This is a genomic window from Brumicola blandensis, assembly GCF_031846165.1.
GTDB lineage: Bacteria > Pseudomonadota > Gammaproteobacteria > Enterobacterales > Alteromonadaceae > Glaciecola > Glaciecola blandensis.
The window spans coordinates 210,312-235,840 of the sequence record NZ_JAVRIE010000004.1 but is presented as its reverse complement, the minus strand read 5'-3'; the positions used below and the strand labels follow the sequence as shown (position 1 = coordinate 235,840).

At 41.9% G+C, this 25,529-nt stretch carries 28 protein-coding genes and 1 pseudogene; 5 read left to right on the top strand and 24 right to left on the bottom strand.

Translation table 11 applies throughout. The features are described from left to right. Window positions 1-112 precede the first annotated feature (112 nt). The 5 genes from RM544_RS11525 to RM544_RS11505 all read right to left on the bottom strand — a co-directional run bounded on the left by RM544_RS11525 (window position 113) and on the right by RM544_RS11505 (window position 6,099). Window positions 113-1,030 (bottom strand): histone deacetylase family protein, encoded by a 918-nt coding sequence (locus RM544_RS11525; RefSeq protein ID WP_311361938.1) that lies wholly within the window; start codon window positions 1,028-1,030, stop codon window positions 113-115. Continuing rightward, window positions 1,031-2,875, bottom strand: coding sequence for a GNAT family N-acetyltransferase (locus RM544_RS11520; RefSeq protein WP_311361937.1), 1,845 nt, complete (start codon window positions 2,873-2,875; stop codon window positions 1,031-1,033). 85 nt (window positions 2,876-2,960) lie between these two features. Next, complete coding sequence (locus tag RM544_RS11515) at window positions 2,961-4,112, bottom strand: 2-hydroxyacid dehydrogenase (RefSeq protein WP_311361936.1); 1,152 nt, start codon at window positions 4,110-4,112, stop codon at window positions 2,961-2,963. A 47-nt stretch (window positions 4,113-4,159) separates the two neighbouring features. After that, on the bottom strand, window positions 4,160-4,993 hold the full coding sequence (locus RM544_RS11510; RefSeq protein ID WP_311361935.1) for an AraC family transcriptional regulator: 834 nt from the start codon (window positions 4,991-4,993) through the stop codon (window positions 4,160-4,162). Window positions 4,994-5,112: 119 nt separating this feature from the next. Further along, window positions 5,113-6,099, bottom strand: a complete 987-nt coding sequence (locus tag RM544_RS11505) for a bifunctional helix-turn-helix transcriptional regulator/GNAT family N-acetyltransferase (protein WP_311361934.1) — start codon at window positions 6,097-6,099, stop codon at window positions 5,113-5,115. A gap of 207 nt (window positions 6,100-6,306) precedes the next feature. Between RM544_RS11505 and RM544_RS11500 the strand changes: the two genes are divergently transcribed. The 3 genes from RM544_RS11500 (at window position 6,307) to RM544_RS11490 (ending at window position 9,449) form a co-directional block, all read left to right on the top strand. Then, window positions 6,307-7,563, top strand: coding sequence for a diguanylate cyclase (locus RM544_RS11500; protein ID WP_311361933.1), 1,257 nt, complete (start codon window positions 6,307-6,309; stop codon window positions 7,561-7,563). 240 nt (window positions 7,564-7,803) lie between these two features. Next, window positions 7,804-8,901: a 4-hydroxyphenylpyruvate dioxygenase gene (gene hppD / locus RM544_RS11495; protein WP_311361932.1), complete on the top strand. Its 1,098-nt coding sequence runs from the start codon at window positions 7,804-7,806 to the stop codon at window positions 8,899-8,901. Then, window positions 8,898-9,449: a VOC family protein gene (locus RM544_RS11490; RefSeq protein ID WP_311361931.1), complete on the top strand. Its 552-nt coding sequence runs from the start codon at window positions 8,898-8,900 to the stop codon at window positions 9,447-9,449. The genes hppD and RM544_RS11490 overlap by 4 nt, the downstream gene beginning before the upstream one ends. Before the next feature lie 148 nt (window positions 9,450-9,597). Here the strand turns inward: RM544_RS11490 and RM544_RS11485 are convergent, their stop codons facing one another. The 10 genes and pseudogenes from RM544_RS11485 to RM544_RS11440 all read right to left on the bottom strand — a co-directional run. Further along, window positions 9,598-10,230 carry a hypothetical protein gene (locus RM544_RS11485; protein WP_311361930.1) on the bottom strand — a complete coding sequence of 211 codons (633 nt, stop codon included), beginning with the start codon at window positions 10,228-10,230 and terminating at the stop codon, window positions 9,598-9,600. Between the two features lie 482 nt (window positions 10,231-10,712). Beyond that, the gene (locus RM544_RS11480) at window positions 10,713-10,937 is read right to left on the bottom strand and encodes a hypothetical protein (RefSeq protein WP_311361929.1); all 225 of its coding nucleotides are present in this window, start codon (window positions 10,935-10,937) and stop codon (window positions 10,713-10,715) included. A gap of 348 nt (window positions 10,938-11,285) precedes the next feature. Further along, a complete protein-coding gene (locus tag RM544_RS11475; protein ID WP_311361928.1) occupies window positions 11,286-11,762 on the bottom strand; it encodes a type II toxin-antitoxin system YhaV family toxin in 477 nt (158 codons plus the stop codon). 2 nt (window positions 11,763-11,764) lie between these two features. Then, complete coding sequence (locus RM544_RS11470) at window positions 11,765-12,091, bottom strand: type II toxin-antitoxin system PrlF family antitoxin (RefSeq protein WP_311361927.1); 327 nt, start codon at window positions 12,089-12,091, stop codon at window positions 11,765-11,767. Window positions 12,092-12,458: 367 nt separating this feature from the next. After that, window positions 12,459-13,040: a hypothetical protein gene (locus RM544_RS11465; protein WP_311361926.1), complete on the bottom strand. Its 582-nt coding sequence runs from the start codon at window positions 13,038-13,040 to the stop codon at window positions 12,459-12,461. Between the two features lie 7 nt (window positions 13,041-13,047). Then, window positions 13,048-13,686, bottom strand: coding sequence for a glycoside hydrolase family protein (locus RM544_RS11460; RefSeq protein WP_311361925.1), 639 nt, complete (start codon window positions 13,684-13,686; stop codon window positions 13,048-13,050). Between the two features lie 52 nt (window positions 13,687-13,738). Beyond that, entirely contained in the window at window positions 13,739-14,215 is a 477-nt protein-coding gene (locus RM544_RS11455; protein ID WP_311361924.1) for a type II toxin-antitoxin system YhaV family toxin, read from the bottom strand. Between the two features lie 2 nt (window positions 14,216-14,217). Further along, complete coding sequence (locus RM544_RS11450) at window positions 14,218-14,544, bottom strand: type II toxin-antitoxin system PrlF family antitoxin (RefSeq protein WP_311361923.1); 327 nt, start codon at window positions 14,542-14,544, stop codon at window positions 14,218-14,220. A gap of 187 nt (window positions 14,545-14,731) precedes the next feature. Then, window positions 14,732-15,037: a hypothetical protein gene (locus RM544_RS11445; protein WP_311361922.1), complete on the bottom strand. Its 306-nt coding sequence runs from the start codon at window positions 15,035-15,037 to the stop codon at window positions 14,732-14,734. A gap of 22 nt (window positions 15,038-15,059) precedes the next feature. Further along, window positions 15,060-15,245, bottom strand: a pseudogene (locus RM544_RS11440) (RHS repeat-associated core domain-containing protein); the annotation flags it as partial. Between the two features lie 198 nt (window positions 15,246-15,443). On the opposite strand from RM544_RS11440, the gene RM544_RS11435 reads away from it, so the two are divergent. Together RM544_RS11435 and RM544_RS11430 are read left to right on the top strand one after the other, a co-directional pair. Continuing rightward, window positions 15,444-15,848 (top strand): GFA family protein, encoded by a 405-nt coding sequence (locus RM544_RS11435; protein WP_311361921.1) that lies wholly within the window; start codon window positions 15,444-15,446, stop codon window positions 15,846-15,848. A gap of 102 nt (window positions 15,849-15,950) precedes the next feature. Beyond that, window positions 15,951-16,442, top strand: a complete 492-nt coding sequence (locus tag RM544_RS11430) for a hypothetical protein (protein WP_311361920.1) — start codon at window positions 15,951-15,953, stop codon at window positions 16,440-16,442. A 282-nt stretch (window positions 16,443-16,724) separates the two neighbouring features. On the opposite strand, the gene RM544_RS11425 is transcribed toward RM544_RS11430, so the two are convergent. From RM544_RS11425 to RM544_RS11385, 9 genes are all read right to left on the bottom strand, one after another. Next, window positions 16,725-16,883, bottom strand: a complete 159-nt coding sequence (locus tag RM544_RS11425; RefSeq protein WP_311361919.1) for a hypothetical protein — start codon at window positions 16,881-16,883, stop codon at window positions 16,725-16,727. A 161-nt stretch (window positions 16,884-17,044) separates the two neighbouring features. Next, the gene (locus tag RM544_RS11420; RefSeq protein ID WP_311361918.1) at window positions 17,045-17,296 is read right to left on the bottom strand and encodes a GlsB/YeaQ/YmgE family stress response membrane protein; all 252 of its coding nucleotides are present in this window, start codon (window positions 17,294-17,296) and stop codon (window positions 17,045-17,047) included. A gap of 154 nt (window positions 17,297-17,450) precedes the next feature. Then, complete coding sequence (locus RM544_RS11415; RefSeq protein WP_311362100.1) at window positions 17,451-18,785, bottom strand: tetratricopeptide repeat protein; 1,335 nt, start codon at window positions 18,783-18,785, stop codon at window positions 17,451-17,453. 6 nt (window positions 18,786-18,791) lie between these two features. Continuing rightward, on the bottom strand, window positions 18,792-19,400 hold the full coding sequence (locus tag RM544_RS11410) for an energy transducer TonB (RefSeq protein WP_311361917.1): 609 nt from the start codon (window positions 19,398-19,400) through the stop codon (window positions 18,792-18,794). A gap of 4 nt (window positions 19,401-19,404) precedes the next feature. After that, window positions 19,405-19,809, bottom strand: coding sequence for an ExbD/TolR family protein (locus RM544_RS11405; protein ID WP_311362099.1), 405 nt, complete (start codon window positions 19,807-19,809; stop codon window positions 19,405-19,407). Window positions 19,810-19,828: 19 nt separating this feature from the next. Continuing rightward, on the bottom strand, window positions 19,829-20,356 hold the full coding sequence (locus RM544_RS11400; RefSeq protein ID WP_311361916.1) for a MotA/TolQ/ExbB proton channel family protein: 528 nt from the start codon (window positions 20,354-20,356) through the stop codon (window positions 19,829-19,831). Window positions 20,357-20,359: 3 nt separating this feature from the next. After that, on the bottom strand, window positions 20,360-21,694 hold the full coding sequence (locus tag RM544_RS11395; protein ID WP_311362098.1) for a MotA/TolQ/ExbB proton channel family protein: 1,335 nt from the start codon (window positions 21,692-21,694) through the stop codon (window positions 20,360-20,362). A gap of 72 nt (window positions 21,695-21,766) precedes the next feature. After that, window positions 21,767-22,534: a DUF3450 domain-containing protein gene (locus RM544_RS11390; protein WP_311361915.1), complete on the bottom strand. Its 768-nt coding sequence runs from the start codon at window positions 22,532-22,534 to the stop codon at window positions 21,767-21,769. A 204-nt stretch (window positions 22,535-22,738) separates the two neighbouring features. Then, window positions 22,739-25,390, bottom strand: coding sequence for a TonB-dependent receptor domain-containing protein (locus RM544_RS11385; RefSeq protein WP_311361914.1), 2,652 nt, complete (start codon window positions 25,388-25,390; stop codon window positions 22,739-22,741). Between the last annotated feature and the right edge of the window lie 139 nt (window positions 25,391-25,529).

The following is a 25,529-nucleotide window of genomic DNA, read 5'->3' as shown; positions in this document are numbered from 1 at the left end:
TCCTTTTTATTCTATATGTGCTGAAGCTTTGAGTTCTAAGCGCTTCGACAATCTGTCACTGACGATGTGATGGATACGATAGTAACAGGGATATAGATGATGCCAAAATCGCTTAATTCAATAATGCTTTTAAATGCATAACCACACTGCGCGATAATGCACTTAAGGCGTATCCACCTTCTAACATCGACACAATGCGACCCTTGCAGTGTTTATCAGCAATGTCTTTTATTTGCAAAGTAATCCACTCGTAATCTGCTTCGACTAACCGTAAATGACCCAGTCCATCTTCTGCATGCGCGTCAAACCCAGCAGAAATAAGGACTAATTCCGGTTTAAATTTATCTAGCTTGTCGAACCAATGTTGCACTAACTCACGATATTCATCTCCCTTAGTCCCTGCCGGAATAGGTGTATTGACGATATGAGCTTTAGTCGGTTTGTCACCGCTAAACGGATAGAACGGGTGCTGGAATGACGAACAAAACATGACTCGCTCATCGTCTTTAAAGATATCTTCCGTGCCATTCCCGTGATGCACATCAAAATCAATAATTGCGACCCGTTGCAAACCATGTTCAGCCATTGCATGTCGAGCAGCGACAGCCACATTGTTAAAAATACAAAAGCCACCCGACTTTGCATATTCAGCATGATGGCCCGGTGGCCTAACTGCACAAAACACAGCATCAGCTTCGTCGCCCATCACCAAATCTACAGCATTAATTCCTGCGCCAGCGGCATATAATGCAGCATCCAGTGAGTGTGGCATCATTAAAGTGTCATCATCTAGCCAACGATGACCCTCTTCCGGTGCTTTTCGAATCACATCATCCACAAATTTTCGATCATGAGCGCGGCATATTTGCGCGAGCGACGCTGGTTGTGCATCTATGAATTGAAGTGCTAATTCAACGCCAGAGGCGATTAATTGGTCGTTAATACTATGCAAGCGAGCTGGCTGCTCAGGGTGCTCTGGATCCATGTCGTGTAACAAACATTTCGGACTACTGATAAAAGTAAGTGACATTTACTTCTCCTCCAAAAACAGAACTAGCTCGACTTCTGCCGGATCTGGGTTAAACACTCGTTTAAATTCAAACTGCTCAAACACAGAAATCATAGGTTTATTCTCACTGCGAACAAACGCGACCATTTTAGAAATATGTCGCTGTTTAGCGATATCGATCATTTGCTTCATTAAGCGTGATGCCATGCCCTTTCCTTGTTGATTTTCGCGTGTCACGAAAGCAACTTCACAGGTATTGTCTGGATTGAGGTAATATCGACCCACTGCCTCAATGGCTATTTTAGATCCTTGCTGATTCACAATGGTTAATGCCAGATCTTTGGTCTGATCAACGCTCACAAGATCACAAGAATTTTGTCTACTCATGCCCTGAGGGATGTAGTTATAGCGTAGGCGGAGCGTTTCTTTGGTATGTGAATAAAAGAACTCTTGTAGCTGGCGTTCATCTGCTGGGTTTAAAGGTCGTAGGTAAAAAGTGTCACCTTGAATTGAAATTTCTTTCAGTTGAAGCTCGCCCAATTCTGGCACATCGGTTGGGAATTTAGTTTGATAATCAGGAACCCAATAGTGCTGACGTACTGATGCGAGCAATTCTTCTCGAAACTTAGGGTGAGCGACACGTATCAGCTCTAACGCACGTTCACGAATACTTTTGCCTTTTAAGCTAGCCACACCAAACTCGGTAATCACGTAGTGAACATTACCGCGTGAAGTAACGACACCTGCGCCATCGGTAATGTTCGCAACAATACGCGATACGCTGCCGTTCTTCGCCGTTGAAGGTAACGCGATAATAGGCTTCCCACCTTTGCTAATTGTTGCGCCAGTCACGAAATCGACTTGCCCACCAATGCCACTATAAAAGTCATGGCCAATCGAATCTGCGACCACTTGCCCTGTTAAGTCGACCTCGAGCGCACTGTTGATTGACACCAGATTATCGTTTTTGGCAATGTTCGTGGGTTTGTTGACATAACTTGACGGGTAGAATTCAATATGAGGGTTGTTATGCACAAACTCATATAAGCGCTCTGTGCCCATGCAAAAACTAACCACGGACTTACCCGGGTGAAAGGTTTTTTTACGATTATTAATCACCCCTGATTTGATTAGATCGATCACTCCATCACTGATCATCTCGCTATGGATCCCAAGATCCTTGTGTTTGCTCAAATATCGCAAAGTAGCATCGGGAATTTTACCGATGCCGAGTTGTAAGGTTGCCCCATCGTTAACCAACATCGCTACATATTGACCAATACGTTCATAGATATCGGTTTTCGGGGCTTGATGCACTTCAGGCAAAGCCTGCTCATGAGTTAAACAGGCAGCAAACTCAGAAATATGCAGAAAAGAATGGCCCGCTGTTCGCGGCATTTTTGGATTGATCTGGGCGATTATTTTTTTGGCAGAACGAGCAGCTGACATCACCACATCAACCGAGACGCCGAGTGAACAATAACCCAGCTCATCAGGAGGACTAACCATAATTAAGGCTGCATCTAAAGGGAGAATATCATCCGAAAACAAACTCGAAATTTCTGATAAAAAAACTGGCGTATAGTCGGCGCGACCTTCGTCCACAGCTTGCCGAATAACCTTTCCATGAATAAAGAAAGTATTCACTTTAAATTGGCCTTGATGTTCTGGCAGCGCCCAGCGCTCATCTGATAGAGTGCCAATATGGGTAACTTCAATATCCTTAATGCCTTTGCCATCTTGGATAAGGCTATCAACTAATGCGTTTGGAATACCGGCATTCGACCCTAAGAAAATCCGGTTACCGGATTGTAGTAAGTCATGCCACGTTATTTTATTATTAAACTGGGAAACCACCGATTGCATGCGCGCTCCAAGAGGTGTTGTTGAAAACGGAAAATACTGAAAGCTTCACCATAATATAGACAACTATGTTCACCTATACATTGATCTAGCTTACATAATTGCTTAACTGCGCTCCTTTTTTGCCAGCCCGAAATTCATTTAAATTGTCGAGAGTCGTTTGCGCAATATTATGCAGTGCCTCGCGAGTAAGAAAGCCCTGATGTGACGTAATCACGACATTACTAAACGTGGTTAAACGCGCAAAGACATCATCTGTGAGCACTTCCCCACTGCTATCTTTGAAGAAAATGTCGGCTTCTTCTTCATACACATCAATACCCGCGGCCCCAATTTTCTGAGATTTAAGCCCTTTGATTAGCGCTTTGGTATCGATCAATGCGCCTCTGCCGGTGTTGATCAACATGACGCCTGATTTCATAAGCTCAATCGCAGCCATACCAATCATATGGTAGGTATCTTTATTTAACGGGGCATGCAAACTTATAATATCGCTGTTTGACAATAGCGTTTCCAAATCCACATAACTCACATTTTTCTTCGCTTGCAACTCAGCATCCATGTTCAAATCATAAACTAATATTTGGCAACCAAATCCGCTCAGAATATCAATGAGTACTTTGCCAATTTTACCAGCACCAACAATACCGACTGTTCTGCCATGCATGTCAAAACCAACTAAACCATCGAGTACAAACTGTCCGTTTCGATTGCGCATGTAAGCCCGATGAAGCTTGCGGTTTAGCATTAACATCAATGCCACGCTGTGCTCGGCGACAGCGTAGGGACTATATTCAGGCACGCGCACCACGTCGATCTGATGTTTTTCACAGGCGGCTAAATCAACGTTATTATATCCTGCACAGCGCAAAGCGATTATTTTAACGCCGAAGCCAGCGAGTCGCTCAATGACCGCTTCACTACAATCATCATTCACAAAAACACAAATGGCCAGGCAGCCCTTCGCTTGTGCTGCTGACACTAGATTCAATGAGGTATTTATATAGATGAGGTCGACAGGTGTATCACCTAAGTCTTCAAAAGCGGCTTTATCGTAAGAATGGGTATCAAAACAGGCAACCTTAAGCTTTCCTTTGTTATTATAGCCAAAGTTCTCTTTTTGAGTTTCCAAAGCATCAAGAATTTGCTGATACGCTGCCGGTGTTATCGACTGATGGTGTTCGAGCAAACGGTTAATAAACTCAAGTCGTTGTTTGCCGTTAAATGGCTTGTCAGTCATTGTCGTTTCCTTGCTTTGATGTGAATCGGCTGATGCTACATAGTGGCCTATTGGACCAAGGATTTTAGCCATTCCTTTGGAGACATCCCAACGCGTTTGCGGAAAACACGAGCAAATGCAGAGCCATTTTCATATCCTAAAGTGTGAGCCACAATACCAACCGATTGCTCTTTCTTCAACAGCGTTTGTGCAATGCTCATGCGCCAATCTGCGACATAGTCACCGGGTGTTTGCCCCAGTAATTCTTTAAATATAGCAGCAAATTTTGAACGCGACATGCCCGCATCTGATGCCATATTGTCTAATGTCCAATTGGCTTCTGGCGCTTCATGGATTTTGGTTAATACCCGACTTAATTGGGGGTGAGACAAGCCCGATAATAAGCCTTGTGATACGCTATCTTGCGCCAGCACTTCGCGTAAAATTTGAATAATAAAAATGTCACACAAACGGTTGATCATAGGTTGTCGACCACACTTGCTTGCAAAGGCTTCTTCAAATAACCACGCAGCAGAGCGGCCCAAACTGGGATGCTCAGACAAAGGATAGTGGACTAACTCAGGTAAAGCACTCACGATAGGGTTGCTGGCGACCGTTTGATAGTGAATAGTGGCGCAAACCAAATCAGCCCCTAATTCTGGATCCGTCTCGAAGCGATGAGTATTGCCGCGAGGAAAGTACATCACACTCGGTTCATCTAAAATAATCGGTGCCAAGCCTGGACGAACAATTTTAAGTTTACCTGCACGTAAGAGATGCAAATGTCCATGTACTGGTTCTTCTTTGTCTAATTCAAAAGAAGACATGCCACAAAGGTTGCCGGTAAAAAACACACCAGCATCCATCGAGAAGCGATTTAAAATATCTGACAAACGATCCATAGACTTCAAATTGGACGATATGAACGAAAATACAGATTATAACAATCAAAACGTGCCTACAAGTATTCTATTATGAATTTATTCACTATTGCCGCAGCAGAGTTTGTTTGGTTTCTTTCTCAATTTGCTTGCGGCGTTTTTTTCACATAGCGCATGGCCACGTTGCAACGTTCATAACTTGCACCATACTTTTCCATAATATCTTTGTCGTGCACAAAGCCATTCTTTTCGTACAAGTGAATAGCAGCCTCACATTTTGCATTCGTTAGCAGAAACAGAGTAGACACCGGCATAGCAAGCGCTTGTTCTATCACATATTGAAGGAGCACCTCGCCCACTTTTAAACCACGTGCAGAATCCAGTACGCCCATTTTGGTTAGCTCAAAATTACCGTTCCCTTTGTTCAGTAATGCACAAGCACCAACAATGCCTAGTTCAGGATGTTTTGCGAACCAAATTTTCCCGCCTTTATCGATAATATGCATGCGCGGCTGTTGTAATACTTCTTTATCAATCGTTTCTAGGACGAACATCGCATTGATCCACTGAGCGTTGATTTCTTCAAAATAAGGAGCAAGTTCATCTGTAAAACTTAAGAACTCGATATTGTTATTCATAGCGGCCTTATCCATATAGTGTTTTGTGCGTTGTAGTAAATTTTGTTTTTCGAAAGACTTTTCAAAGGTCAGTAGTGCACGATAAAAATCGTTATTGGATTCTTCACAAAGATCCTTTGCCGCTTTTTCAACGGCTCGCCAAATGGGTTTCATCTTTTCTATCGAATGCACCCCTTTCTTACTTAGTTGAAGCTGGCGCTGTCTGGAGTCTTTGCTCCCCACCGTCACTTCAATCAGTTCTTCAGCCAATAGTTGCTTACAAAATTGGCTCAGTGCCGGCTGGGAGAGACCAAGCGCTTGTGACGCCTCCACAATAGTGACTCGTCCTTTCGCATAGAGTAATGCCAATAAAGTGAACCATTTTGGCTGGATTGCCATGTCAAAAGTTGCATAGACCTCAGCAGCACTCGCCATCACTTTTTCACTAATGCGCTTTAATCTGCTACCCAAAGCAAGCTCTGCTAATTCATTGAGAAAGTCGTTTTGCATGGTTTATCTTCTTGTTTATGGTGAACAGTATCTTGCTTTTTTATGAATTCCTTCGAATAATATATAAGCACTTATATAAGTGGTCAATGTTTTATTTTGGAATGTGTTAATTTCTTAGGCACAAGCCTTACAGGGTTTACCATTTGTCGAAATGCTTACTTTGCTCTAGTATGGCTTAAGGGTGGTTGACGTGAGCAAGATACACCAATGAAATATAAAGTACTGTTGATAGAGCACGATGCTTCAAGCCTTCGCGTATTGAAGCGCGTTATTGGTAAATCAAATCTTGATGTTGTTAGTGCGACTACACTCACACAAGCCAAAGCGATATTTAGTACAACACCACCCGAAGCATACCTTTGCGCCGTAGTAGATTATAGTTTGCCTGACGCGCCAAATGGTGAAGCGATTGACTTTGCGCTAGACTCTTTTGTACCCGTTATCGTGATTACCAGCAGCACTCAAGAGGATGTTCGAGAGCATATTCTCAGTAAAGCAGTTATCGATTACATTCCTAAGCAAAATGCCCAAATTTATGATTACTTAAGTCGTTTACTTCAGCGCTTGCAGAAGAATAAAGGCGTAGGTGTGTTGGTAGTCGATACGTCCAGGAGACGCAGAGCAGCAATGATTTCCTTGCTACAACGACACAATTTCGATACGCATGAGTTAGCAAAGCCTGAACAAATATTGGATTACTTAAGCACCTATTCCAATATTCGATTGATGATCATCGACAATCAATTAGGCGACATTGTAGGCATTGATGTGGTCGCCGATGTGAGAAAGCATTTTCACAAAGATACGCTAAGTATTATAGGGTCTTCTGAACAACAATCTCCTACCGTGCTGGCTAACTTTTTAAAAAGTGGTGCCGATGATTATCTGGCAAAACCTTATTGTCATGAAGAGTTTTTTGTTCGCGTTATGCAGAATGTAGAGTACCTCGAACAAATCGCATTGATCCGTAAAACAGCAAATGCTGACTACCTTACAGGGTTGCCGAATCGCCGCCACTTTTTCAATCAGGTGCATGAACAACTGCGACGAAGCCATACCAAACACACACTTGCATTGATGGACTTGGATCTATTTAAAACAATTAATGACACCTATGGTCATGACCATGGTGATGTGGTGTTAAAAGAGTTTTCAAAGTTACTTGAAAAACACTTTGGCAAGTTCTGCATTTCTCGCTTCGGTGGTGAAGAGTTTTGCGTGTTTATCGTAGATATGGACGAAGCGCAGGCTCTGCCCTTATTTGAGGATTTTCGATTAGCGGTCAGTGAGAAGAAATTCACTCGTAAGGGTGTCTCTGTAAACTGCACTGTGAGTATTGGTGTAACGAGCAAATTTAAGAAGAAAGTAGAAAGTATGTTGGGCTACGCTGATGAGAACTTATATAGAGCTAAAGACGCCGGACGAAACCAAGTGATCTCAGACCTTCCTATCTCAACAAACTAATGAAAATCCATTCATAAATTATCATTTACATGGCCTGTAGAGAGCTTCCGTAAATATATTTTTACAAAAGCTCACTTTTCATCTCTCCACTCACCGAGCGAACCTGCCCTAATCGGGCATTTTATCGCGCTTTGCCCTAAACTAGCGCCAATTAAAAACGTACCTTGATTGTACGTTATTCAGCATCAGCGAATAGATGCGACAATGCGTCGTGTCGATGAAACTAAAAGAGAGTAAAACATGGCAGATTTATTTGATAACCCAGCGGGATTAGATGGCTTTGAATTCATAGAATTTTCAGCACCTGAAAAAGGACAATTGGAAACGGTATTCACTGCGATGGGCTTCACTCATATCGCCAACCATCGCACCAAAGACGCACAATTATGGCGTCAAGGTGGCATCAATCTTATTGCCAATTACGAGCCAAAATCAGCAGCGTGGTATTTTGCGCGCGAACATGGCCCGTCAGCATGCGGTATGGGCTTTAGAGTAAGAAATGCGGTAAAAGCATACGAGCACTTGTTGGCTCAAGGTGCTGAGCCTGTGCACGTCGAAACTGGCCCAATGGAGCTTCGTTTACCAGCAATTCGTGGGATCGGCAACGCGATTATTTATTTAATCGACCGTTACGGCGATGAGCTATCTATCTACGATATCGACTTTGAATATATCGACGGCGTAGACCGTAATCCAGTAGGCGCAGGCTTCAAAGTTATCGACCATTTGACTCATAACGTCTATGGCGGTCGCATGGCATATTGGGCTGACTTCTACGAAAAACTGTTTAACTTCCAAGAAATTCGCTTCTTCGATATCAAGGGTGAATACACCGGCTTAACCTCAAAAGCCCTCACTGCACCAGATGGTAAAATTAGAATTCCTCTAAACGAGGAAGGTGAAGGCGGTAAAGGCCAAATAGAAGAGTTTTTACGTGCGTTCAACGGCGAAGGCATTCAGCATATTGCCTTTAGCTGTGATGATTTAGTAGCGTGTTGGGATCGTTTGAAAAACATGGGCATGCCATTCATGACAGCACCACCAGCAACTTACTATGAGCTGCTAGAAGGTCGTTTACCGAATCACGGAGAGCCAGTAGAAGAGTTACAAACTCGTGGTATTTTGATGGATGGAACAACCGAAGGTGGTCCTCGTCTACTACTACAAATATTCTCTGAAACACAACTTGGTCCTGTATTCTTCGAATTTATTCAGCGTAAAGGTGATGACGGTTTTGGTGAAGGTAACTTCAAAGCCCTATTCGAATCTATCGAACGTGACCAAATTAATCGTGGTGTGTTGAATACTAACAAAACTGAGGAAAAGGAGGGCGCATGAGCCACCCAATCCAATTAAATGGTTTTCATCATGTAGCTTACCGCTGCAAGGATGCCAAAGAAACAGTGACCTTCTACCAAGACGTATTGGGCATGGACTTCCAGCTAGCAATAGCAGAAGACCATGTGCCATCTACTGGCGCCTATGACCCTTACATGCACATATTTATGGATGCGGGTAACGGTAATGTATTGGCATTCTTTGAATTGCCAGAACAGCCAGATATGGATCGCGACCAAAACACACCTAAGTGGGTTCAGCACATTGCTATGAAAGTGGACAGTATGGACGCATTGTTTGCAGCGAAAGCGAAAATTGAAAGCCATGATATTGAGGTGATTGGTCCAACCAACCACGGTATCTTTAAGTCGATTTACTTTTTCGACCCAAATGGCCATCGTTTAGAGTTAGCAGCAAACACACATACTCAAGCACAAATGGACGAGCTTCATCGCGTTGCGCCAGATATGCTAGAAGAGTGGAGCAAGACGAAAAAAGCACCGCGCCATGCCGCTTGGTTGCATGAGCAGATTGCTGAGGATAAGTAAGGGTTTATTTTTTCTTTAAGTTTTTTTTTCGAAGCGAAACTTTTGAAAAGCGCCTGACTAAGGGCGCTTTTTTTATGTTTCAATTCATAGATTGTTATGCCCACCGAAACTTCTTTTCAGACTGAAGATTGATGGGTGTAAATGGCTGCTATCTTTTTATTAGAGCGGAACGACCCACTAATAAAAAGCCAATTAAGATTAAACCTAATGCACCCGGGGATGAAAGGTCAGTACTATCTGATCTTTCACGAACAACGTAAGTTACAGTGTCTGTTGTTCCAACTGTATTGTAGGTATATGAACCTTGATTAAGCTGCTCGAATGTAATGACACTACTAAAATTAATAGTTCCAGAGCCAGCCATAGACACATTTTGTCCGCTAGAGATTGTTGGCCACAATGCATTAATAGAGCCTGGAAGCCAAACATAGGAACTATTCCAAATGTTACTAGCAGTGCGAGTGGTAACCACATCTCCTGAAAAATTGAATAAAATATTTCCAGTCACACCAGTAACCGCAGGTAATCCACTTGCAAATATTGCTCCGGACCAACCACCTGTGGGAGCCCACCAGCCAACGGATATATCATCTCGTATTAGCCTGAAGCAACAACCCGAGTTGTTGCTTGTAGCTGAAAATCCGTTATTGGAGTACTCCCCTGATGCTGTCAAAGTGTAATCACTTGAACCTGTTGTACCTTCAAGAGTAAAAATTAAACCTGCATGGCTTTTAAAAGCAAAAACTAAGAACATTAAAGTTGAAATGAATAACGACTTCATACGTTAGCTACCTATCATATTTATAAATTCAATAATCTTACGCAATTATTACGCCAAAAATTAAAAACCAACACTTTCAGGTAGTTATTTTTTTTTAGCTAAACGACTAGGAGAAGTTGTAAAATATACAGACAGATTTAGCGAGTTATTGCAAAATCCACTCAATCTCAACATCAGCTAACTTTTTGCTTTCCTATAGAGGCTACAAGCACCGCGCCAAAAACAATTATCGATAATAGGGGCCGCAATGCAAAGTAAGGCTATAGCAATTATTTTTACTGGACTATAGTTCTTTCTGCGAGCGAGTACAAAAAGGACAGGATAGAGCGAATAAAAACAGGTAATCAATATTGTTACACCAAAAAGGGCGCTTAAGAAAATATCTCCACTAAACTGGTCCCCCTGACTTAAGTTGTAAACAACAGTTATAATTATAAATACACACAAAACTTGAAATAGACTTCTCCAATATCCAAGCAGCTTCATTTAGTTTTACCCATATCTATTTCTATTTCCCCTTTAAAAATCAAAAATGTTACCCCTAATTTTGCTTTATTATCGTGTGTCACACTAGCAGGTCCTGCTTTCAACGATGCATCTGCTTTGGATCCCTCAAGTATCATGACCTCAAGTAAGCCATCTTCAGGTCTGAATAATGCCTCTTCTTTTTCATCCTGTACTTGAACGTTGGATGGCCCGATATTCAATTCAAATCCAGTTTCAAGTCAAATAACACCTAGACCATTTAAATCTAATTTCAATCCTAAGCCTAGTCCTGCTGTACCTGTTGTGGCATTTGCAATATTACTTTTGTTAACGTTTTCACGAAATCCTGAGATATCGGAGCAAGACAGGGGCCGCAATAAGAAAACTGTCCATCAGGGTCAATATACTTATATGGACTGTTATTTGCGTAAGTATATCTTCCAAAGCTGTGTCCAGCGCTATTCCCACGTTGAATATGAGCTATAAAGTCAACCGGATCATAGTATCGTGCCTGCATATACAGTAATCGATTTTACGAACCACGTATATTTGATTGTTTTAAGGCAAAGCTAGTCTAGAGAAGAACTGAGTGAAGAGGCAGAATTTAAAAGAGCATCCCAACTATCAGGCGGATTTTCTGAAGCTAACATTTTATTGAATACTTTATAAGCATCAGTTTTGCTTTCGTATGCACGTTTTGTTTTATCATCGTTTACCCAAGCGTATACGATAATTTTTGATGCTTGGTGATATCGAAAAAATAAACGGTACTGTTGGAAGAACTTTGCTCGAAACCAGTGCTTGTTATTATCGCCAAGTGTTTTGCCTTGCCAATAGTCTGGCAGAGTAGGATTTCGGGGTATAATGTCATAAGCCAATTTATGAATAGCTGCAAATCGCTTCGTTACATTTTTCTTTGTGTAACCTTTTGGATCTTTTTCTTTTAGCTTTTCTAGTTTATCGAAGAGCATCTTATACTGCTCAACAAATAATGGATGCGCATAAAGCTTCCAGCCATTGACGGTGAGTGATGGTTGGGCGGCCAAATTTACTCTTCTTCGTCTAATGGTGAATCAAGGTCGATTTCAACAGCGCTTATGAAATTATCGGCTTTGTGCATTGTATCGGCAGAAAGCGCCTGAATATTTTCAGGATGTTGCTCGATGTCATCGCCTAAGAACGACAAGAAAGCGTACAAAGCCGGATCTTCTTCAATCGAATCAGCACGCGACAAAGTTACACTTCCATTAGATTCAACCGTAAATCTAATTTTATCTTTTTTACCCAATTGCAAGGCTTTACGCACCACACTAGGCACAGTCGTTTGATAGCGCTCCGTAAGGGTCGATTCTGTTTGTAGCGGTAATTGTGGCATCAAAGCATCCTCAACTAAGTTTATAGAATAATAGTAATGCAAACGCATTACCATTGCTAGTACTCATTAATATAACGGTTGCTCGCTCAACGCCGACGGATGGCTTTTGTTATGCACCACCTCGCTTCATACAGCTTAGCTTGACGCACCTGGTAACCATTTCTGATAATTTATCAGGTTTGTATGCTTTACCATTGTTGGCTATAAACAAGGTACTGCCCGAAGCAATTTTGGCCTGACTCTGGTCAGATACAAGGCTATACAGTCATGACCGACGTTGTACGCAACTGTGCCCATGGTAATTATAAAATACCGTCTAGCTGAAAACAGTAAGACGGCATTATCCATTAATGGCGAAAATAAATGGTTATTGTATTGGTATGGATTCACAAGAATTCTTGGATAACCACTTATCTATTGAGTTATTATTAACTGAAACTTTAGTTATTTTGATAATCCTGTCTGCAGAATCGAAATCAAGGCTGAATATCAACTCACCATGCCCTAATAAAACCCCTTGAGAAGGCATAGAAAAAACATTATCAATATTGGTACAACTCAATAATGCCCTAAATCTATCAGTAAAAATTTCTTTGAAATTATTGATGAGTTCTTCTTGTGTGTTTATATTTAACTCATAATCCTCTACCAACATACTATCACTTCTAAAGTTAACCTCTATTGGGTAATCAAATACGTCGGCGGTGGCTGTTTTATCGCTTTTTGCTATTGATTCTTTAATCTGCTTCAAAAAACTACTGACCTCAAATGGTGTAAGAAAAGAGTCACAAGAGAGATATCGCCCATTTTTGGTTAAATCATGCTCAATATCGAATTTTTTGTGAGTATAGCTATCAGGCAATAAGTTCCAAGTTTGTTCCAAGCATCCCTTTTCCTCAAAATTTAAACTCACGAAAGTTATAAGCATTAAGATCATTGCTATTTTCATAAAATGTTTACCTATTAAATAGTTCTGTTCGTGCCTGACTTCTGTTAATCAAACCACCTTGTCTATTGCCGTTGCTATCTTTTGTGTAGATCAGTTGTTTTCCCATTTCTTTGTAATCTTTATTTATGATAGCAGCATTTAGCGACGGACTTTTATTTTTCAAATTACCAAACCCTACATTATATGTCAGGTCAACTAGCGCATCGAATTCATTTTGTGACAGTCGCAAATCACCGACTAGCGATTTAAGAAGACCTTCAGCGGTATCCAAATCAGCATCAAAGAAATCATCTGACTGTTGTTGCGTAATTTTGTCACCTAACTTTAAATTATCTTTAGGCAAGACTTTGTGACCGATGCCCACAGTATTATGTTTTGCCTTATCCTCATAAACTTCAAGTATCTCACCCTCATGCTTTCTAATAAGCTCTTTTCCTTCCTCTCCAGTTTCTAGTTCATCATTGTCTTGGCAAATTGTATCAGGATCTTTGGCAGGATATTCAGCACACATACCACTTGGGTCTGTGTATTTATAGGGATTGTTTGCTACATATGAGTATCTGTTAAAAGTGTGGGTACCTCTAAACCCGATCGGATCATTTGAGTAAAACCGACCTATGACTGGATCATAGTATCGTGCCTGCATATACAGTAATCGATTTAACGACCCTAGTATATTTGATTGTTTTACGGCAGAGCTAATCCAGTGAAGAACTAAGGGATGAGGCTGACTTTAAAAGAGCGCCCCAGCTATCGGGCGGATTTCCTGACGCTAACATTTTACTAGATACTTTATAAGCATCTGTTTTGCTTTCGTATGCGCGTTTTGTTTTGTCATCATTTACCCAAACGTATACGATAATTTTTGATGCTTGGTGGTATCGAAAAAATAAACGGTACTGTTGGAAGAACTTTGCTCGAAACCAGTGCTTGTTATTATCGCGAAGTGTTGTGCCTTGTCGATACTCTGGCAGAGTAGGGTTTTGGGGTATAATGTCATAAGCCAATTTATGGATGGCAGCAAATCGTTTTGTCACGTTTTTCTTTGTGTAAGCTTTCGGATCTTTTTCTTTCAGCTTTTCTACTTTATCGAAGAGCATCTTATACTGCTCAACAAATAATGGATGCGCATAGAGCTTCCAGCCATTAACGGTGAGTGATGGTTGGGCGGGCAAGTTTACTCTTCTTCGTCTAATGGTGAATCAAGGTCTATTTCAACAGCGCTTATGAGATTATTAGCTTTGTGCATTGTATCGGCAGAAAGTGCCTGAATGTTTTCAGGATGTTGCTCGATGTCATCGCCTAAGAACGACAAGAAAGCGTACAAAGCCGGATCTTCTTCAATCGAATCAACACGCGACAAAGTTACACTTCCATTAGATTCAACAGTGAATCTGATTTTATCTTTTTTACCCAAATGCAAGGCTTTACGCACCACGCTAGGCACAGTCGTTTGATAGCGCTCCGTGAGGGTCGATTCAGTTTGTAGTGGTAATTGTGGCATCAAAGTATCCTTAACTAAGTTTACAAAATAATGGTAATGCATTTGCATTACTATTACTAGTACTCATTAAGGAAAACAAGGGGTCAGTGTCACTTATTGCTTGCAATACTGCCGATACCGATAGGACTTAGGTCTAAGCTCCCATAGCCAGTTTCAAATTAATTGGCGTAATAGTATTAATAACAAATTAACGATCCTTTTCCTCTCCTACAGAAGCAATAAGAACTGCGCCAAAAATAAATATAGATAACACATTACATAATATACTCCAATCAGGTAGAGCTTTAGATATAGAATATAGAGTAACCAACGTTGCTTGGAATATAGCGATCTTAGTTATTGGCCAGCTTCTTGGTTTATTTGTTAAGTAACCATAAATTATAGTAGCAATTGCAGCGCTTATTACTCCTAACACCGCACCCCACTCATGAAGAACTAGAAAAGGACAAAAAATAATAAAATCCCTAACTCGCTGTTTTATATTTCTATTCATAAATCACTCTGATGTGAGCTAATCATTGAGACTTTCTGGCTTCTTCTCCAGCGTTAAAACACAGCCAGATTCCACATGCACCATCGACAGCATGCATTCCTGTTGGGTCAGTATATTTATAAGGATTATTATTCACATAAGCATAGCGATTAAAGCTATGAATATCCCTAAAACCAATCGGATCATTTGAGTAAAACCGCCCGATAACTGGAGCATAGTATCATGCCTGCATATATACGAAAAAGGTATCCTAATCGCATATTTGCACAATAATTAGAAGTAAAGATAGATAGATTTTACCTTCATTTCACTTGCTATAAACGATACTACCCACGACAAAAGGGCCTGGTATTTGAAAGACGTGGGCTAGTCTTATTTAGTCAAACCAATATCGACAGGTAAAGATATGAAAAAAATCACCGGAAGTTGCATTTGTGGAAGAGTAGAATTTACTGTCGCAGACCAATTTGTTTATGCAGGTTATTGCCATTGTTCAATGTGCAGAAAGTCTTCGGGGGCAGCGGGTACGGCAATTGGTGGTATTCCCAAGAACCAGTTCTCAATAACAAAAGGGCTACATAATATTAAACGTTATAAGCGGACTGCAGAGAGTGTTTCTTGTTTTTGTGAACACTGTGGCTCTACTCTATACGGAGAAAAGCCTTCAATACAGATGGTGCACGTAAGGTATGGTGCGCTAAATAATAGCCCTACCCTACTACCTCAAGCGCATATGCATGTATCATCAAAGGCTGATTGGTATGAGATTTCGGATGAGTTACCCCAATTTAGTGAGTTTCCGACCGCTTAACGACCATAACATAGCGATGCTATTAGTTTTTATATTTCACCTTAGATTCACTATCTTACAGTAATCTTATCTCAAGACATTTACTTAAACATTCGGGAAGTTATGCAGTTACTACGTAAAAGAGCAATGAGTGCACTAGGACTATTTGTTTTACTGATAGCAAGCCAAAACTGCTATTCGCAACAACAGATAAATAACGACGGACTAGAATGGCGCGTTGGGGCAGGATGGCCTTTTATACTTGTTCCTACTGTTGGTTATCAATATAAACACATTACCTACTATGCAAACTACAAATTAGGATTGGATGACGGTTTTTCACTTGGAGCTGAGAAACAATTTGGTAAACATTCAGTAGGCCTTTTCTTTGGCGCAGTAGGCGCGAGAAAAGTAAACAGCAATTGTGAAGGGATATTTTCTTGCATTGTTATATTTGACAACCAAACAACACAAGGAATTGGTGGTTCTTATGAGTACAAATATAGTGAAAATACACATGGTTGGTCGCTAAGATTAGAGGCAGGATACGGAAAAGAGTCTCGCTCAGACACAAATCGAGCCGATGCCAATATTCAATTAGTATATCGCTTTTAAAGTGTTTGCTTTATCGCTTGTTATTTGAACATAAGCAAAATTGGTTGTCAGCAGGCCAAAATAAGGCGACTGGGCGTGTTCATGAGTATTACTCCCTTACTGCTGTTTGAATTTCTACTAGATAGCGTGTGTGTTTTTGTACAAGGCACAAAGTCCAGTGCATATTATTGGCAATTCTTTCAACTAAATACAGTCCATGTCCAAGCCCCTGATAATCAGGTCTTTCATTTTCACCAATGTTGTTTTCAAAGATGATTGAGCTACCGTTATTGAGGAAATTTGTTAAATATTTTTTGCCTCTTCGTGCATCACTTGCTTAACCACATCATCTTCAGTGATGGCGGCAAATAACCATGTAATACATGCAAATAGCACACATATTGCTGCTGCTAGGCTAGCAAATGTGATAAAAATGCGACGGCTAATTGAGGCTGATGCCATGTTTGTTACTCAATATGTTGATGGTCAGCTTTGCGTCAAATCGGTAAGTACACGTTTATGAAATGTGCGATTTTTCATATTAGCAGAAACCAATCAACAAAATCGACAATCGATAGCTTTTGCGGAAAGTTGTAGACTCTGCGCAAAAGCTTTTTGAATGGCTAGGACTTCTTTATTTGACGATAAATAAATAACAGTACCAAAGCTCCCACTACTGCAGTTGCCATGCTACCTAGGCTAAAGTTACCGACACTTCCTAAACCCAAAAACGAACCAATAAAACCACCAACGAAAGCACCAGCAACACCTAACAAAGTGGTTATGATAAAACCACCACCATCTTTACCTGGCATGATCCACTTAGCCAGAATGCCAGCAATCAAACCAAAAATAATCCATGAAATAATGCCCATGTTGGACTCCTGTTTAATTTTTATTGTTGTAGCGTTATGTTTTCAGTTGTCCGGTATAAAGTCAAACAATGCTTATTACAAAAAAGTCGCGACTACAGAGTAGTTCGCGACTTCGTTATTTCTGCGCCTTAAAAAATCGCGCCTCAGAACTCAGTTAAATGCTATTTAACTCAGCCTCCAAGCGTTCTTTTTCGCTCTTTTCTGTGCCTACAAACCTTCCCCACTGCTGTGCTGCAGCACGGCTTGATTTAAAGGCTTCAGCCTTAGCTAATTCATCCAGCGCTAGGGCATAGCGTTTTTGATTGTAGTGCGCTAAACCTATTACCATGTGCACTGCACCTTGGTTCGCTAAGCCGCCTTTTTCAATAGCTCGGCTTGATGCTTCAATCGCTTTATCAAACTGATCGCTGTTGTAATATAAGTGGCCAAGTTGTGCGTCTAACTCACCATCTTCAGATAGCTCAGCTGCATCAATCAGCACCGGAATCGCTTTGTCTTTTTCTTTGGCTGCGGTCCAACAAATGGACAAAAACTTTAAGTTACGTAAGTTGGCTTCAAGTACGCCATTCTTAATACCTTGCTCCATTAAGGCGGCGGCTTTATACGGCGCTTCATGGTAATAGTATAACTGAGCGAAGTTGAAGATATCTGAAGCTGACTCGACGTAACCCATTTGATAGGCACTTTCCATCATCGCAAGCTGCTTCTTTTCTTGCCCTAGTTCACCATACATGCCCGCTAACTGGATCCAGTATTTAGGGTTATCGTACAGGCGGATCATTTTGGCTAAGATTTCTTTCACTTTCTCAGGCTGCTTCATTTCGTAATACACAGCACGTTGCAGTATTAACCAACCTTCATCCGGCAAATAGCCTTCTGCTTCATGGCCTTCAATCGCTTGCTCAATGTACCTAGCAGACTCTGAATAGTTCTTATTCTGATAATGCGCTTGTGCTTTCAAAACATAGTTTTTTGGTGGAATAACGCCGTTGTTCAAGGCTTCCCACTGCTCTAATTTACGAATACTTTCGTCGAAGTTACCCTGCGCCATATGCAGTTGAGCCAAACTGAATAGTGTCGTTTGCTCGTACTTCTCTGGGATCGGTTGTTGCTGAACAGCTAGCTCAAAGCTTTCGATTGCTTTGTCGAGTTGGTCGCTGTTGTAATAGATAAAGCCGTAGAAGTTATACATCATGGATTGCTCGTAAGCATTCATCGAGCTTTGTTTATCTTTTACTTCATCGAGGATCTCAATCGCTTCACCGACATTACCCGCGTCGCCAGCAGTTTGTGCACGAGATAATTGCTCATAGACTCGCGAACGCAATGCCGGTACACGTCTCGTTTTACGCTCACCAGGGCTGATTGCTTCACTTTCATCTTGCAAAGCAATAGCTGCGTAAGAGTTGCTACTTACTGAGCTGAGTAATGCAATTGATAGTATCGCAACGCAACACGACAGCATTAAAGAGAGTTTGTTTTTCATAATCGCTCCCTACCCATCTATCTTAAAGGTTATACGGTTCTGTACGCCCGCCACTGCGATAGGCTCGCCATTCACAACTCTCGGCTTATATTTGAATTTCTTCGCCGCGTCCATCGCTGCTTGATCAAAAATACCTTCTGGCTTCGCTTCAACAACAACGGGATCTACAACGGCACCTACCTTATTTACGGTGAATTCAACGATGACGTAGCCTTGAATACCACGTTGCAAAGCTCGACGAGGATAAACCGGTGTCACTTTAACAATCGGCAAATATTCACCATCACCAGAGCCTAAGGCTAAGCCGCCATCAAGGCTAATATCATTGGCCACATCAGCACCGAAGTCTAAGCCTGCTCCTTCACCATCAGGTGATGGAGAATCCATTTGCGGTTGCTCCATTTCAGGTGGTGGATTCTCTGGCTTGGGTGGCCGCTTTGGTTTGTTCTCTTTTTTCTGAACCGTTTCATCTTTTGGTACACGAACAAAGTCCAAGACCTTACCAACAGGCGGTTCTGTAAGCTCTTTATCGCCACTGGCGATCAAAGCTTGCATTAGGAAAAACAGACTTAAGGTAATAAAACCTGCAAGTACTATCGCTATCAACAGTCTAAGCATAATCTTACTCGTTGGCTGCAATAGAAACGTCAGGAACACCTGCGGCACGCGAGGCATCCATAACTTTGATTAGGGTTTCGGTTGTCGACTTACGATCAGCTTGAATAACAACTGAACCCTGAGGGTTTTCAGCGTGCATTCTTTCGACGTTTGCCTGAACTGCACGCACATCGATTTTACGCTTGTCGATCCAAATCTCATTTTTATCATTGATTGCTATCAGGATATTTGCTCTGTCTTTTTTCACCGCCGTAGGTGCATCGGGACGGTTCACATCAATACCTGACTCTTTTACAAAAGACGCAGTAACGATGAAGAAAATCAGCATGATGAAAACAACGTCAAGCATTGGTGTCATATCGATTGTTGCTTCTTCTTCTTCGACTAAATTTTGTAAATGTTTCATAATTGTTCCTTAAGCAAACGCGCTATTCGCTGCGTTGGAGTTGCAATGCGTCTTCAAGATGCATGCGTTCTGTTTTTGCTGTACGAGTTAACCAAGTGGATGCAAATACACCTGAAAGCGCGCCGACCATACCCGCCATTGTTGGGATAGTCGCTTGAGATACACCGGCAGCCATAGAACGAGCATTACCGCCGCCTGACATCGCCATGACATCAAATACCATTATCATGCCGGTCACTGTGCCCATTAAACCTAGCAGTGGACACAAGGCCACTAAGGCTTGAATAATTGGCAAACTGAAGCGCAAGCGTAAACTCACTCGAGAGATCATCGCTTGACGAATTTGAACAGCATTCCAAGAGGCGCGCTCATCGCGTGCTTTCCACTCTTGAATGGTCGCTTTCATCATTTGTTTGTGACCTTTGGTCACGTATAAGATCCTCTCGAGTATCAATATCCACATCACGAAGATGAGCGCGCCGATCACCAGCAGGATAGTCCCGCCGGTTTCGGTAAAATCACGAATTGATTCGAAGATATCTACAAACATGGCTTATGCCTTATCTTCTTGCTTTTCAGCACGTTCGGCAATAACACCCGCAGCTTGTTCTTGTAGAATCATCACAACGTTCTTACTTTGCGTGCTAAGTAGTGCGTAAAGAAGCGTTGTTGGAATAGCCACGACCAAACCAAGTACTGTCGTCATCAATGCTGATGAAATACCGCCTGCCATGATTTTCGGGTCGCCGGTTCCGAACAAGGTAATTTGTTGGAAGGTCACAATCATACCGGTAACCGTTCCAAGTAGACCACCTAGAGGCGCCACTACTGAAATCATTTTCACAAGCGTTAACCAACGCCCTAACTTTGGTACTTCGCCCAAGATAGCTTCAGTCAAATGGAGCTCTAATGCTTCGGTATCCACATTCGGGTACTTTTCTTTAACTTTCAATACACGACCAAGTGGGTTTTTGTCACTTAAAGTTTCTGATTTTAATTGGCGATTCACAGAGCCCGTTACTAAAGTCAGTACGATAAAGCGCCAGAAAGCCACTACAATCCCAACTGCACCGACAGCAATAATGATGTAACCAACAAGTTCACCTTGGTGAATACGCTCTTCCAAAGAAGGAGCTTGAACTAATAAACCTAAAATTGAGCCACCAGTTGGATCTAAGCCAAAGGAAACAAGGTCACCATCTGAAGCTTGAAGTTCTGCGGTAGAATTTACAAAGCGAGCCGCTGGTAAGCGTAACAGTTCAGATACCACACCAGTAGCACCTTCATATTGAAGGTACTTGCCATCAGCTACTAAGCCAAAGGTACCCACTCGAACAACTTCTTTATTGACTTTCTGGCCACCGGCTTCTACCACATCAGTGTTGAAGCGAGTGACTTTGCCAGACTCTGTCATTTCGCGCTGAATCTCAAACCATACTCGCTCAATTTCCGCGATTGACGCAAGCTTAGTCGACGTCCCCATAGACTGAGCCATGTTATCAAGGAATTCTGCTCGGCCAGGAATTTGTGCAGAGATATACGAGTTAGCAAATTTGTTCTTAGTATCACCAGCAACTTGTTGCAGTACACCAAACAATTCTTTCAATGAACCAAGACGATTATCTAAGGCGCCGTTAAGGTCTGAAATCTTAAATTCGTTTTCTTCAAATTGGGTTTCAAGTCTTTCTGAAAGTGCCAACTGGTCATCGCGCTGTTTGCGGATATCACGCAAAATTTGGTCTTGCTGAGCACGCTGATTAATGAAGTCTTGTTCTCTTGCTTTGTTTTGTTCGCTTTGGGCGAATTTGCCCTCTTCTAGTTGTTTAAGAAGAGCATCCAAATCAAGCGCGGTGTCTGATTGCGCATTTACAGCAAAAGACAGCGTCATTGCTGCAGTCGCGGCAAAAACTGACTTCACTAAGGTGGTTTTGATTGTCGTTAAAAATGTCATGATATGCCCTTAGTCCGTAATCGCAACTGGAACCATCAATAGGTCCGGCGCTAGTTGTTTCTTGGCTATTTTCAAGCCCTTGGCGATTTGGTTCTTGTAACTTGAATCAAGCTCTTCCCACTGGCGCGTTTGTTTGTTCCACACACCTTGTGCACTTGCGTCACGTGTTTGATAAATCAAGGCAGTACGACCGATGCGAAGAAAGTCGACTGAACGTTCAGTACCGTCAATTTCTTTCAGGCCAGGATAAGCTTCAATCGTTTTGCCGTAATCCATTTCAACTTGGTAAGCTTCCATCACACGACGGAACTTTTCAGAAGGAGACACATCTGCGCGATCCATCATATTCTGTAAATCTAGGATGCGGTTGTTACGCTCTTCTTCAAGGAAGGGGACGTCTAATGCGACGAACTGCGCTAAACCGTCAATCATCCGAAGCATGAGAGGTGTAATTTGACGTTCTATGACACTGACTTCATCAATAGAGTTGTTCAAATCAAGCATTTCTTGTTCTTGATTTGCAATTTGACGACGTAGTTGTTCGTTATAAACTTCTAAGCCTTCAATCTCTTTACTGATGGTTTTAAACTGTTGAAGTTTGTCATCAATCTGATCAGTGATGCTATTAATTTTAGTCTGTGACTTGGCAGCAGACTCATTAATTTCAGTCGCCTTTTTGGCGGCTGGTTCCAGATAGCTATCTTCTTGAGCATTCACATTCGAGCTAATAAGCACGGTTGTTACAGCTGCTGCTATCAACGTTTGAATAACCTTCATATACGCATCCTAATTTCAAATTAAACCGGTATGGGCCACATACCAAAATCTGCGCAAAGGATAGAGGTCTTGTATTACAGATTTATTACATGACTGTCATAATTGGGAGGGATAATAAGTATCGGAAATGAAAAAGGCTGCACTACCTTTGAATAGTGCAGCCTTTTAGCTAGCTTAGGACTTTTATGAACTTTTTATGTCAGTTTAAAAATCGTATTTGATTGCCAAACTAATCTTACGTCCGCGCGTTTCTGAACGTAATAAGACATCTTCAAATTCAAGTTCTTTGGTTTCACCTAAAATGTTTTGAACCTTAAAGGTCAAGGTCGTATTGAAATCAGGATAGTACTTATAAACTGTATCAAATGAATGAAAAGGTTGCTCATAACTATCATCAAAACCATCGATACCAGGTATTAATATACGCTCACCAAACACGTTGTATACTACTGATACGCTGTGCTCACCGTTGTCTGAATCAAAACCACCTTGCAGGTTCATCACGTATTGTGAGTGGCCTGTTAAGCGACGTTCTAGGTTTGTAACCGCAGCCGACACACCAGTTTGGTCAACAATATTCTGACGATCAAGTTGAATCTCAGAATCACTTAAGGTTAAGTTACCTGAAACAAACATATTGTCCCAAACACCTTTGCCAATAAATTCTAAGCCTTGCAAAAATTCAACTTCAATACCAAATAACTCACCTGTTTCAGCATTGGCGATCCTGATCAAAGGTGGGCCATCTTGCGCTGGTGATTGCACCGATTCGATCGGCGCATCCATATCTTTATAGAACAAACCGACTGACAAGTTATTCCCAGCTTCTCTATACCACTCCCAACGCAAATCATAATTTAGAATTGACGTAGTTTTGATCCCTGGTGTACCCGCAATTGGGAACTCGGTAAGTGGGTCAATAAAGGTAGAAGAAGAGACTTCTCGTAAGTCTGGACGAACAACCGTTTGGCCAATGCTTGCACGGAATTGCATGCTTTCATCTTTGATGTAAGTTACCGCGAACGCAGGATAAAAATCATCCTCTTGGAAAGCCAGTTGTGAACGGTCAGCTTCATCAGGCAAATCGAACTGGTTAGTTCTAGGGTCGAAAGGCGCTACCACTTGGCGAAAGTCTTCCCAACGCACACCGCCACTAAAGCGCCATTTGTTTTTGTAGAAGAAATCACCCTCGACATAATACGCATCGACTTTTTGGCCAGCAGCATAATCATCACCCGCAATAGTGGTATCACGAATAATGGCAGGACCTGCACCATTGAAATTGTTGATATCTGCTAGCACGGTATCACTCACGCTGTCGAAGTAAGAACTGCCCAATAGCAAACTTGAATCGGCAAATGCCCGAGTGTTGACATCGAAACGTCGGTTTTCAGCGGTACGCGTTTTGGTTACGAAATCCGCACCAAACTTCATTTCCATTTCCCAATTCTCAATAGACACAGGCAAAGTGATGTTGTAACCACCGTTTTCTAGTCTGTCATGCAAAGTTTGGAAAGAGTATCGCGCTGCCGTCGTAGAGTTATTTAAGCCAATTTCGTTATCAAGACTGAAAACGCCATCTTGATTATCGTCACTAATCACAAAACGTGATTCAAAGTTTCCTGGCGCTCTACGAAGTGAACGACCGACGCTGTATTTCCAATCAAAACCGGCAAAATTCAACTCAGGGAACGTGTGCATACCGCGGATTTGGTTGGTAAACATTTTACGTTCTTCATACTCAATCTCAACATCGCGAATACGCAAACCTTCCGCTTGGTTGAGGTTTTCAGTATTACCAAACTTTTCGCTCACTTCGTCACGAGTATCGTTCAAGACAATTAAGCTGTAGTCAACGCGATGGTTACGGTTGTAGTCAATACCAAGGTTGATCATGTTTGACCATTTCACCGTTGTTTCCGTTACAGAAATGTCATCAAAAAAGCGCACGACATTAATTGAATCCTGCACTCGGTCAGCTTGCTGTAATTCGTATTCTTCTGACACTGTCGTTTCGTTGTCATAGCTACTTGTTACCAAGAAACCATAACGTAGTTTATCGTTAACATCATAGCTGTTACCAACAGAGAAACTAAAGCCTGCATCAGGCCCTACGCTCTCGAGGAAAGGGTCGTAATCACGCTTCACGTCACTGAATAAGTCCAATGCTACGTCTTGATCAAGCGAGTCTAGAAAGTCTTTGTTTTGCCACCTTGCAGCAATGGCATCGGGTGCTGCACGAGAGCCATCATCGCGACCTTGCCAGTCTTTATCACCGCCATTGTAGGCAAGTCCATCGCCAGAATTTTCAGTGTTGTAACCTAGGCTACCGCTGACATTGAAAATAAACTGAGTTGGGATAGACTTTAAGCGTATATCAACGTTACCACCACCAAATGACGCTGGCATAGAAGGCGAGTACGACTTCTGAACCGACAAACTCTCGATGATATCTGAAGGGAATAAATCCAAAGGAATAACGTTTCGAGTCGGATCTGGACTTGGCACAGCAGCACCGTTTAGCTGAGTACTAGAGTAACGCTCACCTAAACCTCGAACATAGATAAACTTACCGTCTACCAAAGTCAAACCGGTAACACGACGTAAGGCAGATGCGGCATCGCTATCGCCTGTTCGGGAAATTTGTTCTGCCCCTAAAATGTCGGCAACGAAGGCTTGGTTTTTTCGTTCTTCTAAAACGGCCGTCGCAGTGCCTTTCAATCTTGTGCCAGTTGCAACAACTTCTTCAATGGCCTCTTCTTCTTGCTGGGCATATGCTGCCGGATTAAGTGCAAGAGAAGCCAACACAGCGAGTGTTAACTGTTTCAAGGGAAACCTGTTTGCAGGCTGGTTCATTTTAACCTCTTTAGCTGCTAGTTTTTGCTTATTAATGCGGTGAAACATACTCTGCTTTTACCTTCATTGTGTTGCTGGTTTAAATCGCAAAAAACTAGTCAACGTCTAAACTGAATCTTGGAAACGCAAGTGCGCTACT

Bases quoted from the DNA above. Each gene is read 5' to 3' on its own strand.
- RM544_RS11525 (WP_311361938.1), bottom strand. From the start codon at position 1,030: ATGTCACTTACTTTTATCAGTAGTCCGAAATGTTTGTTACACGACATG.
- RM544_RS11520 (WP_311361937.1), bottom strand. From the start codon at position 2,875: ATGCAATCGGTGGTTTCCCAGTTTAATAATAAAATAACGTGGCATGAC.
- RM544_RS11515 (WP_311361936.1), bottom strand. From the start codon at position 4,112: ATGACTGACAAGCCATTTAACGGCAAACAACGACTTGAGTTTATTAAC.
- RM544_RS11510 (WP_311361935.1), bottom strand. From the start codon at position 4,993: ATGGATCGTTTGTCAGATATTTTAAATCGCTTCTCGATGGATGCTGGT.
- RM544_RS11505 (WP_311361934.1), bottom strand. From the start codon at position 6,099: ATGCAAAACGACTTTCTCAATGAATTAGCAGAGCTTGCTTTGGGTAGC.
- RM544_RS11500 (WP_311361933.1), top strand. From the start codon at position 6,307: ATGAAATATAAAGTACTGTTGATAGAGCACGATGCTTCAAGCCTTCGC.
- hppD (WP_311361932.1), top strand. From the start codon at position 7,804: ATGGCAGATTTATTTGATAACCCAGCGGGATTAGATGGCTTTGAATTC.
- RM544_RS11490 (WP_311361931.1), top strand. From the start codon at position 8,898: ATGAGCCACCCAATCCAATTAAATGGTTTTCATCATGTAGCTTACCGC.
- RM544_RS11485 (WP_311361930.1), bottom strand. From the start codon at position 10,230: ATGAAGTCGTTATTCATTTCAACTTTAATGTTCTTAGTTTTTGCTTTT.
- RM544_RS11470 (WP_311361927.1), bottom strand. From the start codon at position 12,091: ATGCCACAATTACCGCTACAAACAGAATCGACCCTTACGGAGCGCTAT.
- RM544_RS11465 (WP_311361926.1), bottom strand. From the start codon at position 13,040: ATGAAAATAGCAATGATCTTAATGCTTATAACTTTCGTGAGTTTAAAT.
- RM544_RS11460 (WP_311361925.1), bottom strand. From the start codon at position 13,686: ATGCAGGCACGATACTATGATCCAGTCATAGGTCGGTTTTACTCAAAT.
- RM544_RS11450 (WP_311361923.1), bottom strand. From the start codon at position 14,544: ATGCCACAATTACCACTACAAACTGAATCGACCCTCACGGAGCGCTAT.
- RM544_RS11445 (WP_311361922.1), bottom strand. From the start codon at position 15,037: ATGAATAGAAATATAAAACAGCGAGTTAGGGATTTTATTATTTTTTGT.
- RM544_RS11435 (WP_311361921.1), top strand. From the start codon at position 15,444: ATGAAAAAAATCACCGGAAGTTGCATTTGTGGAAGAGTAGAATTTACT.
- RM544_RS11430 (WP_311361920.1), top strand. From the start codon at position 15,951: ATGCAGTTACTACGTAAAAGAGCAATGAGTGCACTAGGACTATTTGTT.
- RM544_RS11425 (WP_311361919.1), bottom strand. From the start codon at position 16,883: ATGGCATCAGCCTCAATTAGCCGTCGCATTTTTATCACATTTGCTAGC.
- RM544_RS11420 (WP_311361918.1), bottom strand. From the start codon at position 17,296: ATGGGCATTATTTCATGGATTATTTTTGGTTTGATTGCTGGCATTCTG.
- RM544_RS11410 (WP_311361917.1), bottom strand. From the start codon at position 19,400: ATGCTTAGACTGTTGATAGCGATAGTACTTGCAGGTTTTATTACCTTA.
- RM544_RS11400 (WP_311361916.1), bottom strand. From the start codon at position 20,356: ATGTTTGTAGATATCTTCGAATCAATTCGTGATTTTACCGAAACCGGC.
- RM544_RS11395 (WP_311362098.1), bottom strand. From the start codon at position 21,694: ATGACGCTGTCTTTTGCTGTAAATGCGCAATCAGACACCGCGCTTGAT.
- RM544_RS11390 (WP_311361915.1), bottom strand. From the start codon at position 22,534: ATGAAGGTTATTCAAACGTTGATAGCAGCAGCTGTAACAACCGTGCTT.
- RM544_RS11385 (WP_311361914.1), bottom strand. From the start codon at position 25,390: ATGAACCAGCCTGCAAACAGGTTTCCCTTGAAACAGTTAACACTCGCT.